Here is a 13,896-nt window from a genome sequence, read left to right on the forward strand (position 1 = left end):
TCAAAGAATAGTGCCAAATGCACCGTCTATCATCATAACCCAAAAGGAGCTCAGGCTCAATGCAAATCCCTTTACAAATTTAGCAATTGCACGGGTGAAGGCAAGCTGGCTGAATGCATACTTTGGCTGCTTTTAATGAACATTAGTAAGGTTCACAAGCCCACCAGAAGAAAGGAAGATCAACTTTGGCAACGATTTTATACATTACCGCGCATCCGCATGATCACCAAACTTCTTACAGTATGGCCGTTGGTAAAGCTTTTATTGACGCCTACCAGGAAGCCCATCCAAGTGACGAAGTCGTTCCGATTGACTTATACAGCATCGCTGTCCCTCACATTGACGCCGATGTGTTTAGCGGTTGGGGCAAATTACGGAGTGGCCAAGATTTCTCAACCTTGAGCCAAGAGGAACAAAGCAAAGTTAGCCGCCTAGGCGAATTAACCGATCAATTCGTCGCTGCGGATAAATATGTGTTCGTCACACCGATGTGGAACTTCTCTTTTCCTCCGATCATGAAAGCTTATCTAGATTCACTGTGTACGGCTGGCAAAACATTTAAATATACAGAAGCTGGTCCTGTCGGCTTATTGCCAGGCAAAAAGGCGCTGCATATCCAAGCCAGAGGCGGTATTTATTCAGAAGGGCCGGCAGCCGCCATGGAATCAGGGCATCGCTACATCGGCATCATTATGGGATTCTTCGGCATCACCGATTTCCAAGGGCTGTTCGTAGAGGGGCATAATCAATTCCCTGATAAAGCGCAGCAAATTAAAGAAGAAGCGATCAGCCGCGCCCAAGAGCTGGCCAAAAGCTTCTAAGCACAAAGAAAAAGGGCTGTTCCAACGTAGATCCATCTACTTGGGGACAGCCCTTTTTCTTTAGGGGCTCTTATTCAGCCCCGATACCTCCATTTTGCCACCTGAGCCTCAAATAGCGGTCCCCAAAGACTCCTTTTGCGCTGAAACAGCCGCTTTTTGAGTAGAAATTCACTCTTAAAGTCATAGTAGATGCCGAGTTTGGGACGCGTGGGTGGAGTTAAGGATGTTTTTCAACGTTAAAGTGGGCGGAATGAGCGGGAAGCTGGACTTAACGCTGATATTCACTCTTAAAGTCATCGTAGATGCCGAGTTTGGGACGCGTGGGTAGAGTTAAGGATGTTTTTCAACGTTAAAGTGGGTGGAATGAGCGGGAAACTGGACTTAACGCTGAAATTCACTCTTAAAGTCATCGTAGATGGCGAAGATGCCCGAGTTCTTGGCCTAGTCGCTGGTTTTGCCATCTGAGCCTCAAATAGCGGTCCACAAAGACTCCTATTGCGCTGAAACGGCCGCTTTTTGAGTAGATAGAAGTCTTTGGAGGCTCTTATTCTCTACCTAAAGGCATATCTTCTTCGGGCGTTTGACGGCAAAACGCTGGTTAAGTTTGCTTCCTGCCGCGGTATTGTCCGATCCGCAGCTCCTTGATGTATACGTCCGCATCGGGCATTCCCTCATCCGTCGCATGCTGCGCAGCCAGTTCAATATCATACGGAATTCGCACATGCTGAATATTGAATGCTCCAGGCTCTTTACTATGGTAATGCCCTTCAAGAAGGACATAGGAGGCTTGCGTAAGATCAAGCGGATTGCCTATACTGCCTGTGTTGAACAACATTTTGCCATTCAGAATTTGCAGAAAAGCATTATGCACATCGCCATAGCCCGCTACATCGGCAGTCCGCTGTTCCCTGCAAGCATCCGACGCTTCGAACATCGACAACCGACTTTCCATGGTGTCCCACGGCTGAATGCGTTCGTAAACACTGCGAGGCGAGGCATGGAACAATCTGATAAACTTACCGCTCATCCAAAATTCAAAGCAAAAAGGCAGCCCTTTTAAATACGTCATCCGATCACTGCCCAATCTCTCCTGCTGCCACTTCAAAATCATGTCCTCTGTAGGATTTCCAATGAAATCGTCCCAATTGCCCATGATCACGACATCGCAATCTTCCCGCACCCGGTCCACGGCCTGCTCCGAATGCGGTCCTTTACCCACTAAATCTCCCAGACAAATGATTTGTGTCACAGCCCGCTGCTGAATATCCTGCATCACGGCTTCGTAAGCAGGCATATTACCATGGATATCGGAAATAATCGCTAGCTTCTCCACAAGCCACACCTGCCTTTATGTTAAAATTGTTCGTTCGTTCTCGTCGTCATGCGGTACCTTACCCGCTCTGCTGACCAGAAATGGATACAACAAGTACAATCCAATACCATATAGCATGACAGCTATGTAAACCGGAAGCAAATGAATGAAGTTCATATAGCCGATGTGAAAATGAATCAACAGGCCCGCTGTGAATCCTGGCAGGCCTCCCCAGAGGAAGGTCCACCACAGCCAGCTTTCGCCTTGGCCAACTCCCCACAAGGCAGAGGCTGTAATCGCTACCGCCAGTGAGAAGAGCGCTCCGCCAAAACCAGCTCGATCATGAGCAATAAGCGGAATCAAGCGATCGTTCCAAGCCGCCAATTGCTCGGCTGTTAGGCCCATATAGGTTAAATCGGTGTCCACGAATACATAGGTAACGCCAACACCCGAAATCGTTAATCCCCCAATAGCCAGACCGAAACCGAGGATAACGAAGCAGCATTGTCCTAATTGTGCTCTGCGCCAAACGGAATCATTCCGCAGTCCAGGCGGTTTCCGCGAAGGATAATCTTTCAACCCCCGCAGCGTAAACAGCAGCATGGGCAGCAGAACTGCCGCAACCCCAGCATGCAGAGGATCAAAATAACCGTAGCCGAGGTAGAGGAAAAAGCTGCTGAATCCTACGGCACACGAGGTGATGACCGCCGTCCGCGCCCAGTGCAACCCGCTCTGCAAGCCATGCCTGGCTAATTGCGAATAAAAAATGCCGATCGAAATCATCGTCCCCGCCAATGTAATCCGGTCATGAGACATGAAATGTATAATATGCCCGTTAAATCGATTTATGACACTTCGGCTTACGCCGAGAAATGTTTCATCATAGGGCAAGAGCACCGTGGTCGAGGCAATGAGCCAAGCCAGCACTCCGCCGAACATCATGCCGAGGCCAAGCAGATACATCCAGCCCCAATTCGACCAGAAGGAAGGCGGCGGAGGCGCTGCCGTGTCCCTGATGCGATCATAAATAATCGCTTCGTTAATGCGCTTGGGCAGCCCTGGCCCCGCATAGACCAGCCCGCTGTGCAGCTGGACGCTATCCGCGCCAGCCGCCAATAGTTCCAGAGCGTCCTGCGGCTGCTGCACCCCGCCAGCCGCAACGATGGCGCTCTGCGCGCCCAGCGTCTCGCGGAGCAGACGCACGCGCTCCAGCTGCGCGGCGAGCGCGTCCACGCCGCCGACGCGGATGCAGCGCGTGCCCGCCTCGTGCCGCGCTTCGCCCACCACCACGCCGCTCCAGCCGTCGGCAGCGGCGATATCACGCAGCATCCCTAGCGGGATATGCTGCGGCACGTACAGCAGCAGCGGCTTCCCTGGGGCCGCTGCCAGGGCTAGCTGGCGCACCTCGCGGAGGTACGCCTGGGTCTCTTCCGCTGGCCAGCCTTCGGCGAGGCCAGCGATGTAGAAGCCCGCCGCGTACGGCGCCAGCTTCGCGAGCAGCTCCTGCTGCTCGCGGAGCGCTTCGCGCGGCGAACTTCCCGGCATCGGCGTGAGCCGCACGAAGTGCGGCAGGCGATGCCCCGTGCCCTTGCGCAGGCGCGCGACGATCGCGTCCGCGCCGTCATTCGCATAGCCATCGGGGTACACGATGGCTTCCTCGCCCGTGATGCGCTCAATCGGCGCATCACAGCGCACTTCCCGGACCGTAACGGGTCCGAGTTCCATATAGCCGATCCCGAATTGGGCCAGCGCTCGGTGCGCCGTCCCATGGGGATCGAGGGAACCGCTCAAACCGATCGGGCAACCGATCGGCACCCCGGCCAACTGCCCCTCCAGGATCGGGGACAGCTCCATATGCCCCATCGTTTTGATTACGAAGGTGCCGCCAGGGATACGGCTTAATCCGCCTATCGCCTCAAGCGTCCAATGGCGAGCGATGCGCCCTGGCAGCCGAAATAACAAAGGACGAAATAGCGCATGGTACGACCAATCCGGCATCAGGATGCTCCTGTTCTTTGGCAAAATGGAAATTTCTTCATTCTAGTATAGCGCGAATAAGCCGAGGTGGAAACAGACACAAAATGTTGAATTTTCGTGTGATTACAATCACACGGCCGTTTCTTTGCTTTCCGTATACTTACCTCATCAACAGAAATCCTGTACGAAGGTGGGCAACCGACATGCTAAATCAACGAACCATAGAAATTATTAAATCCACAGTCCCTGTATTAGAGATTCATGGCACAGCTATCACCAAACGTTTCTATGAGATGCTGTTCACCGCGCATCCTGAACTATTGAACATCTTCAATCATGCCAATCAAAAACAAGGCAAACAACAGACAGCGCTAGCGAATGCGGTTTATGCCGCTGCCCTGCATATTGATCGGTTAGAAGCGATACTGCCTGTCGTGAAGCAAATCGCTCATAAACATCGCAGCCTAGGCGTTCTACCCGAGCACTATCCGATTGTCGGTCAGCATCTGCTGGCGGCTATCCAAGAGGTGCTCGGCGAAGCAGCTACAGAAGATATTTTACAAGCATGGGGTGAGGCTTACGGGGTGATCGCTGGTGCTTTCATCGGTGTCGAAAATGAGATGTATCAGCAAGCGAAATCACAAGAAGGCGGCTGGGCAGACTTCAAGCCCTTCCGTCTTGTCCGGAAGGTCAAAGAAAGTGAGGTCATCACTTCCTTTTACTTGATCCCTGCCGATGGCGGAGCACTCGCTGCCCATGAACCTGGGCAATATATAAGTGTCAAAGTCCAAATTCTGGGAGAAACGCATACGCATATTCGGCAATACAGCCTCTCCGACGCAGCGGACAAAGGCTATTACCGAATCACAGTGAAACGGGAAGATCCTGTAGCGGATCGCCCAGGCGGCAAGGTATCCCTATACCTGCATGAGCATCTGGAGATCGGTGATGTGCTGCCAATCTCAGCGCCTGCTGGCGACTTCACCCTGGATCAGCAGGATTCGCGGCCTGTTGTGCTCATTAGCGGAGGCGTAGGCCTTACCCCTCTGGTCAGCATGCTGAACACCTTGGCGGCAAAGCAGCCACATCGCGGGGTCACCTTCATCCATGCCGCTCAGAACGGTCAGCTTCATGCCCTGAAGCAGCAGGTAGAAGCCGTTGCCGCGCAGCATGAAGATATAAGCGTCCACTGGTGCTATGACAAACCGACAGAGCGCGATCTAAGCGAAAAAACCTTCCACAAAGAAGGTTACATCGATCTCGCTTGGCTGAAAACTGTTGTGCCTAACCGAGCAGCCTGCTTCTACTTCTGTGGTCCCCACCCTTTCATGAAAGCCATCTATGCGGCGCTTCGTGAGTGGGAAATTCCGACGGAAGATATTCATTTTGAGTTTTTCGGGCCTGCGGGCAGCTTATAAAAGATTCGTACCGCGCTGCACTTGTTCCCGCAGCAACCGATTGACTGTCTCTCTGCGCAGTCCGATGAATTGGCCGATTTCTTCCTGGGTCAACACATCGGTCAGAACCAGACTGCCCAGATAATGATGCATCCAGCGTTGAAGCTTCACTAGCTTCATGGCTGGCGTCACTTCGGTCAACTGATCAATCCGCTGCTGCATCATCCGCAGCTTATCCTGCAATTGCCGCGCAATGGCGCGGAATTTCTCTGGATGCTGCTCCAGATCCCGATACCATGCTTCCGGCGAAATCGTCTCAATGTCGCACGTCACCAGCGCAATAGCAGTTCCATAGTTGGGACTCGGACTCATGAGGGAGTGATGCGGGATGGTCTCTTCCGGGACGATGATGTTGACGAGCGTCGGCGTGCCGTCTTCATGGACGCGAACAATTTTCAATAAACCGCTTCTCAGCCGGTATAATCCCCCTGTTTCTCCTTGGCGGAACAGGGTTTCTCCTTTATGAATGATCATCTAATTTCTCCTTCGAAGAGAAAAAGCGACAGCCATAGGATAGGCTGATCGCTTTTTTATCGTTCCACCTTGCCAATCAGCCATACGGATACCATGAGTCCCAGCAAGGAAACGACCACTGCCGTACGAATTATGGACAGATTTGCAGATCAATTATGCTCTACGGACACAGTCGTTGACGCGAAAAATTTGGTTACGGCAAAAGAGGCCGCCCCAAGCACGGTGGAACGGTCGCTCAACTCAGAAAACGCCACGTTCAACAGCTTGCGCGGATGAGGCAGGGAGCGCTTCTCCAACAGTTGAAGCAGCGGCTTCATCAGCCATTTCTCCGCCCCGGCCAAGCGGCCGCCCAGAATGACGAACTCCGGATTGTAGCTGTTGATGATATTGACGACGCCAACACCGAGAAAGTAACCGAGACGCTCGAACAAAGCAATGATTGCGGCATCTCCAGCTTCTGCTTTTCTCAGCAGCATCTCCAGGGTAATGGAGCTCCCGAACTCTTGGCGCGCCCGCTCCAGCAGCGCATGCTCTGACGCATACAACTCCCAACAGCCTAAGCTGCCGCAGCGGCATTTGGGCCCGTCGTGCTGGATCGAGATATGTCCAATCTCTCCCGAAAACCCCGTGGCTCCGCGGTACAGCTCGCCTTTGATGATGATGCCGGCCCCAATTCCGATGCCGATGGAAACATACACCAGGTTAGCCGTTTCTCTGCCGGCACCGAACTGCTTCTCGCCCACCGCTCCGGCATTTGCTTCATTGTCAATAACGACAGGAATATGGAAGGTCTCTTCCATGTACTTCTGCAAAGGGACGTTCTCCCACTCGAGATTCGGCGCGAACAAGAGCGTGCCGTCCTCATCGCAGATGCCTGGCACTCCGATGCCAATGCCTATAATCCCGTAGACGCTTTCCGGCGCGCCGTTGATCAGATCGCGAATTGTTGCCTTGAGCAAATCTATGACTTCTTGAGCAGACGGGTTGTCATGATTGACCCGCTTCTCACGAACGACCTTGCCGGTTAAGTCAGTGAGCACCGCAAGAATATCATGTACGCCCAGATCGACGCCAATCGCGTAACCGGCCGTACCGTTGAACAGCAGCATCATCGGCTTCCGCCCGCCGCTGGATTCACCGACACCGATTTCATCGACGAGGCTGCTCTCTATCAGTTCATTCACAAGGCTGGACACCGTTGCCTTGGTCAACCCTGTGATCTCCGCGATCCGTGCGCGGGAGATCGGTGAGTCCGTGCGTATATGATGAAGTACGATGGATTTATTTATTTTTTTCACAAGATTCAAGTCGCCTGTTTGTTTCATGCCTGCCCCCATATTGCTTCGATTGCTTGTCTTGCTTTCACTTTGCTGAATATGGAAATAAGTTTACCATGAATGCCTTTTTCTCGCACCAACTAAGTTTGTTTAATGAATTTACAAACTATTCGAATGATGCTATGATGACTGCATAAGCATTTATCACTTACATTTGGAGGGTGAATTCATGAGCTACTTTGATAACATTCAACCGATTAAGTACGAAGGCCGCACATCCAGGAATCCGCTATCTTTCAAATTTTATAATCCCGATCAAGTCGTGCTTGGTAAACCGATGCGTGAACACCTGCGTTTTGCAATCGCTTACTGGCACTCCTTTTCCGCTAATGGCTCCGATCCTTTCGGCAGCGGCACGATGGTTCGCGCTTGGGACCAATACTCCGGCCTAGAGCTTGCCAAAGCACGTGTTGACGCTTGTTTCGAATTGCTCCACATCCTCGATGTCGACTACTTCGCGTTCCATGACCGCGATATCGCGCCTGAGGGGGATACGTTGCAAGAAACAAATCAAAATCTCGATGCGATCGTCGCTTTAATCAAAGATAAAATGACATCCAGCGGCAAAAAGCTGCTCTGGAATACAGCTAACATGTTCACAAACCCGCGCTTCGCGCACGGTGCGGCTACTACGAATAATGCAGACGTCTTCGCTTACGCTGCTGCGCAAGTGAAAAAGGCTCTCGACCATGCCAAGGAGCTTGGCGCTGAGAACTATGTTTTCTGGGGCGGTCGCGAAGGTTACGAAACCCTGCTGAATACAGACCTCGGCCTGGAGCTCGATAACTTGGCCCGCTTCCTGCACATGGCTGTTGATTATGCCCGAGAAATCGGCTACACCGGTCAATTCCTGATCGAGCCCAAGCCCAAAGAGCCGTCCAAGCACCAATACGATTTCGATGCAGCTACGACGCTATCGTTCTTGCAGAAGTATGATTTGCTGCCTTACTTCAAATTAAACCTGGAAGCCAACCACGCCACGCTTGCTGGGCACACGTTCGAGCATGAGCTTCGCGTAGCTCGTATCAACGGCATCCTTGGGTCCATCGATGCGAACCAAGGCGACTTGCTGCTTGGCTGGGATACCGACGAGTTCCCGACTGACTTGTACTCGACTACGCTTGCGATGTACGAAATCTTGCTCAATGAAGGCGGCATCGGCCGCGGCGGCGTGAACTTCGACGCCAAGGTTCGCCGGACGTCCTTCGAGCCGGTTGATGTGATTTACTCTCACATCGCAGGGATGGACGCTTTTGCCCGCGGCTTGGAAGTAGCTGCCAAATTGATTGAGGATCAGGTGTTCGACCAAATCCTCGACACGCGTTATGCTTCGTTCCAATCCGGCATTGGAGCGGATATCGTGTCCGGCAAAGCCGACTTCAAATCCCTTGAAGCCTACGCGCTTGCCCATAATGGTGCCATCGTGAACCAATCCGGTCGCTTGGAATTGATCAAAGCCACCGTGAATCAATATCTAATCAACACCTAATCAGCAGGAACTCTGATTGGAATTCCTGAGTTCCCGAAATCCCGAGCCCCATCAATCTATCGCTCCAGATACGCCAACCCCTGATTCATCGGCGTATTTGGGGCGATTTTCGCATCATTTTGGCCCCTATATTAACCCGCTAGGTCACTCGAAACGCCCTACTGCATCATTCTCCCGAAAAAACCAGCGATTGAAGATCAGTGAAAGATGCAAAGTTACCCATGTACTCAAAAAGGTCCAATACCAACTCCAAGAATGATAATCAATCAGCTCCGTGTACGTCTCAATCACAATTTCAAGGAGGGTAATTCCTGCTGGATAAGCCACTATGTACAGTATTCGCAGTCCTAACCTTTTGCCAGCCGGGTAGAAGATATTTAAATAAACAGCAATCGTTGGATAAGCCATAATTTCAAAAGTAAGGCTTGTAAAGTTATGTTTAAGCTCCCTGAGCGGATAGGACAACCAACCGTTCTGAACAACAATAAGTCCCAGAATCCAGGTCAGAAACTGTTGAAATAGAAAAGCAACCTGCGCTTTACGTCGATGCCGCTTGGGCACGAGCACCAGCCCTATCAGGGAAACGCCCCATACAGCTACCAGGATCATTCGCTCTGCCATCAAACTCATACCGGGTTGTCTACCTTTCCTGAACTGCCTTCTTTAGAGAAAAACCAACCTTCATATTTTCTGGTTATGTTCAGAACGGCCCAAATCACCAACATGTGAAAGTAGACATTGAAATGCCTATACTCCAGCAGATTGCTGTACTTCGAAATAAGGGCACAATACGTCCCAATGGCTATAACGAAACGCGCCTGAAACAACCATTTCAGAACGCTGCTCTTAGAATTTGGATAGTACAAGGAGAACATGGTTGATATAAAGGGAAACAAGAGATAGTTATTCGTAAAATTACTCCCGGATGCCGCAGGAAATTCACGAATCGGATTTTCATAAAAACCCCATTCCACAAACATGACACTCAACACCCAGGTAATTAATTGCGTGGAAAGAAATAAAAGCACTGCTTGCCTGATGCGATTCTTCGGAACTAAGATGGGCATGAGAGTCATACAGATCACCCAAGCCAAAATTAAAATAGCTCGCTCTACGGACATATCCTCAGCCTTTCTACACATTGTCCTATTATCCCAATATGCCCTTTTAACTTTTGTTTATCCCCATAAATATCAAAAAACGAGCCTCCCAGAATCGCTTCTAAGGCTCGTTTCATTTAGTATATCCCTTAAAGTTCTTCGACTTTATTTTCAACCAGTGGCAATAAAGGTTCATCATCATTGTTATCACGCACAGTTTTCTGCAGGACGAAAGACGACATCGTAAGGAATAGCGCCGTAACCGCATAATAACCCTTCACTGAAAGCAGCTGTTCCAAGTTAATAATCCCTATAAACATACCGAGCAGCGCCAGGGCGAAAGAACTCCAGGCCAGGAAAGTGAATGCTGCTGTATTTCTTTTGCGGTTGCCATAGCCATCCTCCAAATTATCCCGGATGACCTTCTGCAGAACGAAGGCGGACATGGTCAGAAACAAGGCACATACGGCGAAATAGCCTTTGACACTTAGCGATTCCTCCAAGGTATAAATCCCGATGAACATAGCCAGAAATGCGCCAATGAAAGATGCCCAAGCCATGAAAGTGAACGCTGTTGTATTTCGTCTCCGAGTGTTATTCATCTCAAAAGTCCCCCTGTGGTTGCTGCTGCAACGCTTTGATATCGTGCTCTTGGTCCTTATTATAGGAGAACACCCGCATCTCAGATAGTACTATTTACCAATAGTACCTCATCCTTGCTTGCACACGACATCATAAAGAGGCTAAACTTCCGCTTAACCCCTGCTATTCACATATGGCAACACCATAAGCAAGATGCTCCCAGAAGACTTCCTGGATAGGGGCAATTTCGTCTTTCACACAAGCGACAAGCACAATAACTTCGGATTTTTGATTGCTGGATGCTGCAATAGCCCTTTTCTTTTGCCGAGATACATCAATGGTAAACCCAACCAGGAAACCTGTTGCAGCGCCAATTATACCCCACAGAATGGGTCCACCCGTCAGAATGAAACCATAGGATGAGCCTATGACTGCGCATGCCGTGGCCAGAGCAGCACCTAGGTCGAACAAACTCGTACCGTCTGAACCTGTGATGCTGTCAAACATCCTAAGCTTCTGAGCCCTCTGATGCAGAGGGACTGCATAGATATTCTCCTTCATAATCCCCGCCTCTTCTAGGGCAGTAATCGCCATTTCCACATAAATCGAATGGTTGAATGAAGCGATAACATGCATAATTTCACCCTCCTCTACGAGATGGAGATCGCGGAAATACGAATCGTTGATCTTGATACTCTGCCTTTAACAGATTAGCCTGCTCATGATCAAATAACTTGTTGTATTCAACCGTAGTCACATAAGCATCATAGACAGCGAAAGCATAAATAGATGGCAGGAATAAGAACCAGTGCCTATTAACTTCCTTCGCTGAACGCGCTAAATCGCCCATCAGCAAATAGTGAAGGCCTTCCAGCAAATGCGACCAGTAACAAATTAAAATCCAAGTCCCCAGAACAAAGAAAGCATTCAGAATGCGATGGGTCAACAATTGCCCCATGCCTGGCATCAGCATTGACCAAACAACCGCCATCGATGGTGAGCGCTTATCCAGATAGTTGATTTCTATGATACCCATCTTAAAAGGCACGATCGGAGCATTTTCCCTCTTGGCCAGAATATATTGATGATTCAAATCAATGCTTGTCCGGTAGCTGTCATAGATGGCGAATAAATAAACAGGCGCGTAGAGCGACATCCAACGAATTTGCATCACTTCACTGGCTTGCTCAAATTGGCCTATAAACGTGTAGACCATCGCTTCATTCAGGTGCATTTGACTATTAATGAACATTTCCCACCCGATTAGAATAAAACCGCGCAAATATTTAGATAAGAGCAAATGACCGAATCCGGGAAAAGCGGCAGACCACCAGGTGATGATGAGCGGATTGCGCAAATGGAGTTGAGTAATGCCTACTAAGCTTAGAAAAGCGATTTGACGACGTGGTTTGGGTCTCATGGACAGCTTCCTTGTGAATTGATTTCCAATTGTTGTAGTATCTTCTTTCCCAAGCAAGATATACATCGATAAATTAGTTTCCCGAGACATACACCCAGAGCCGCCCTTTCGAATATGGTAAAAGAAAAAGTAGGCTCGGATGCAATCCTTTGCTTACGAAGAAAGCGAGGAACTCCCATGCAAATTCACGTAGTCCAGAGAGGACAGACGTTGTATCGCCTTTCGCAGGTATATGGCGTATCAGCAGACGCCATCGCAGACGCCAATGAGATGACGCCCAGTCAATCACTGGTTATCGGACAGGCACTGGTTATTCCGATTGCAGGCTCGTATTATTGGGTGCAGTCCGGCGAAAGTCTCTATCTGATTGCCAACAAACTCGGACTCGATCTACAGAACCTGGCTAAGATGAATGGCATTACCGTCTACCAGCCGCTTCCCGCCGGCTTTCGCTTGTATATCCCCCCAACTCCGCGTACACAAGCTGAGGTGAATGCTTATCTGGAACCCCGAGGCACCGATGTAGCGCCCAACTTGATTCAGTCTGCCAAGGAAGCGGCCCCTCATCTGACGTACTTAGCCCCCTTCAGCTTCCGCATCAAGCGCGATGGCACGCTGCAAGTTCCCCCATTAGATGATCTGGGTGCCATTGCCAAGCAGTATAACGTTACGTTGATGATGGTTGTAACCAACTTGGAGAATGATCAGTTCAGCGCTGAGCTGGGCCATCTCTTCCTAACGGATGAAGCCATCCAAAACCGTCTGCTCCAGACGATCCAAACGACGGCAAGGCAATATGGCTTCAGGGATATCCACTTTGATATCGAGCATCTGTATCCCGATGACCGCGATGCCTATACCCGGTTCCTGCGCAAAGCAGCGGATCAGATTCATCAACAAGGCTACCTGATGTCCACCGCCCTCGCGCCCAAGACCAGTGCTGCGCAAGCCGGCGAGTGGTACTCTGCTCACGATTACAGAGCGCATGGTCAGATTGCCGACTTCGTCGTCATTATGACCTATGAATGGGGCTACAGCGGCGGCCCGCCAATGGCCGTATCGCCGATTGGCCCCGTCCGCAAAGTGCTCGAATACGCGATTAGCGAAATGCCCGCTTCCAAAATCATGATGGGTCAAAATCTGTATGGCTACGACTGGACACTGCCCTTCGTCAAAGGCGGCGAATTCGCCAAAGCTGTCTCGCCACAGGCAGCTATCCAGCTTGCTCGCAGATTCAACTCGCAGATCTTGTATGATCACAAGGCACAAGCGCCCCATTTCAACTACTGGGATGATAATGGCAAAGAGCACACTGTCTGGTTCGAAGATGCCCGCTCCATACAAGCCAAATTCCGTTTACTTAAAGAGCTTGGCTTGCGCGGCATCAGCTATTGGAAGCTCGGTCTTAAATTCCCGCAGAACTGGCTGCTGCTGGAAGATCATTTCAATGTCGTGAAACGCGCATGAGAAAAGCCCAGCCTACGGCTAGGTCATCCAGTCCATGCACCTTGAGGCAAACCCAAGCCCCCTAACGAACTCAACACCCTTTATTCGGTCAAAATCGCTCATTCTGAAATTCGAATGAATCCCTGATGCCCTATTTCAAGCAAATGATCACCTTTCCGCCTAAAATTTGCACGATAGCGTTAATCCAGTTCATTATATCGCCAAAGTAGCCATTTTCCGGTCTATAAGCATCCTACAGTTCATTAGATGTTTTCAGCAATATAGCGGATCCTAGTCCTCTTTGGACTGTGCAATGACAGAGAGCGTCGTGTGAAAAGGAACTATGATCCGCTAAACGGAGGGAACTGGGGTAAACGCAGCATGAAAGAGAACTGAGATACGCAATTTAAGTGGAACCTGCTAATTCCAACCGGGAAATGGTGAAATAGAGGATCATAGTTCCTTTTGAAGCGGAATATAG

At 50.3% G+C, this 13,896-nt stretch carries 14 protein-coding genes and 1 pseudogene; 5 read left to right on the forward strand and 10 right to left on the reverse strand.

Annotation, left to right across the window (positions count from 1 at the left end; translation table 11 throughout):
* The first annotated feature begins 185 nt into the window (after window positions 1-185).
* Together IEY34_RS14165 and IEY34_RS37300 are read left to right on the forward strand one after the other, a co-directional pair.
* Window positions 186-821, forward strand: coding sequence for an FMN-dependent NADH-azoreductase (locus IEY34_RS14165; protein WP_189012521.1), 636 nt, complete (start codon window positions 186-188; stop codon window positions 819-821).
* 336 nt (window positions 822-1,157) lie between these two features.
* Window positions 1,158-1,286, forward strand: coding sequence for a hypothetical protein (locus tag IEY34_RS37300; RefSeq protein WP_268240130.1), 129 nt, complete (start codon window positions 1,158-1,160; stop codon window positions 1,284-1,286).
* A gap of 133 nt (window positions 1,287-1,419) precedes the next feature.
* On the opposite strand, the gene IEY34_RS14170 is transcribed toward IEY34_RS37300, so the two are convergent.
* Together IEY34_RS14170 and IEY34_RS14175 are read right to left on the reverse strand one after the other, a co-directional pair.
* Window positions 1,420-2,154 (reverse strand): metallophosphoesterase family protein, encoded by a 735-nt coding sequence (locus IEY34_RS14170; protein ID WP_189012522.1) that lies wholly within the window; start codon window positions 2,152-2,154, stop codon window positions 1,420-1,422.
* A 15-nt stretch (window positions 2,155-2,169) separates the two neighbouring features.
* Entirely contained in the window at window positions 2,170-3,678 is a 1,509-nt protein-coding gene (locus IEY34_RS14175) for a hypothetical protein (protein WP_229757639.1), read from the reverse strand.
* A gap of 635 nt (window positions 3,679-4,313) precedes the next feature.
* On the opposite strand from IEY34_RS14175, the gene hmpA reads away from it, so the two are divergent.
* Window positions 4,314-5,528, forward strand: a complete 1,215-nt coding sequence (hmpA, locus tag IEY34_RS14180; protein ID WP_189012524.1) for an NO-inducible flavohemoprotein — start codon at window positions 4,314-4,316, stop codon at window positions 5,526-5,528.
* Here hmpA and IEY34_RS14185 read toward each other — a convergent pair.
* Window positions 5,523-6,041, reverse strand: a complete 519-nt coding sequence (locus tag IEY34_RS14185) for a Crp/Fnr family transcriptional regulator (RefSeq protein ID WP_189012525.1) — start codon at window positions 6,039-6,041, stop codon at window positions 5,523-5,525. The genes hmpA and IEY34_RS14185 overlap by 6 nt on opposite strands.
* A 149-nt stretch (window positions 6,042-6,190) precedes the next feature.
* Entirely contained in the window at window positions 6,191-7,366 is a 1,176-nt protein-coding gene (locus tag IEY34_RS14190; protein WP_189012526.1) for an ROK family transcriptional regulator, read from the reverse strand.
* Between the two features lie 181 nt (window positions 7,367-7,547).
* Between IEY34_RS14190 and xylA the strand changes: the two genes are divergently transcribed.
* On the forward strand, window positions 7,548-8,867 hold the full coding sequence (gene xylA, locus IEY34_RS14195; RefSeq protein ID WP_189012527.1) for a xylose isomerase: 1,320 nt from the start codon (window positions 7,548-7,550) through the stop codon (window positions 8,865-8,867).
* Window positions 8,868-9,011: 144 nt separating this feature from the next.
* On the opposite strand, the gene IEY34_RS14200 is transcribed toward xylA, so the two are convergent.
* From IEY34_RS14200 to IEY34_RS14220, 6 genes and pseudogenes are all read right to left on the reverse strand, one after another.
* Window positions 9,012-9,497 (reverse strand): CBO0543 family protein, encoded by a 486-nt coding sequence (locus tag IEY34_RS14200; RefSeq protein WP_189012528.1) that lies wholly within the window; start codon window positions 9,495-9,497, stop codon window positions 9,012-9,014.
* A complete protein-coding gene (locus IEY34_RS14205; RefSeq protein WP_189012529.1) occupies window positions 9,494-10,009 on the reverse strand; it encodes a CBO0543 family protein in 516 nt (171 codons plus the stop codon). The genes IEY34_RS14200 and IEY34_RS14205 overlap by 4 nt, the downstream gene beginning before the upstream one ends.
* A 107-nt stretch (window positions 10,010-10,116) precedes the next feature.
* A complete protein-coding gene (locus IEY34_RS14210; protein ID WP_268240131.1) occupies window positions 10,117-10,374 on the reverse strand; it encodes a YiaA/YiaB family inner membrane protein in 258 nt (85 codons plus the stop codon).
* Window positions 10,366-10,569, reverse strand: a pseudogene (locus IEY34_RS37305) (YiaA/YiaB family inner membrane protein); the annotation flags it as partial. The pseudogene IEY34_RS37305 and the gene IEY34_RS14210, both read right to left, overlap by 9 nt.
* 163 nt (window positions 10,570-10,732) lie before the next feature.
* Entirely contained in the window at window positions 10,733-11,185 is a 453-nt protein-coding gene (locus tag IEY34_RS14215; protein WP_189012531.1) for a hypothetical protein, read from the reverse strand.
* 4 nt (window positions 11,186-11,189) lie between these two features.
* Complete coding sequence (locus IEY34_RS14220) at window positions 11,190-11,969, reverse strand: hypothetical protein (RefSeq protein WP_189012532.1); 780 nt, start codon at window positions 11,967-11,969, stop codon at window positions 11,190-11,192.
* A 177-nt stretch (window positions 11,970-12,146) separates the two neighbouring features.
* Between IEY34_RS14220 and IEY34_RS14225 the strand changes: the two genes are divergently transcribed.
* Complete coding sequence (locus IEY34_RS14225) at window positions 12,147-13,436, forward strand: glycoside hydrolase family 18 protein (protein WP_189012533.1); 1,290 nt, start codon at window positions 12,147-12,149, stop codon at window positions 13,434-13,436.
* Window positions 13,437-13,896: the final 460 nt, after the last annotated feature.

The organism is Paenibacillus marchantiophytorum, from assembly GCF_014640555.1.
GTDB lineage: Bacteria > Bacillota > Bacilli > Paenibacillales > NBRC-103111 > Paenibacillus_E > Paenibacillus_E marchantiophytorum.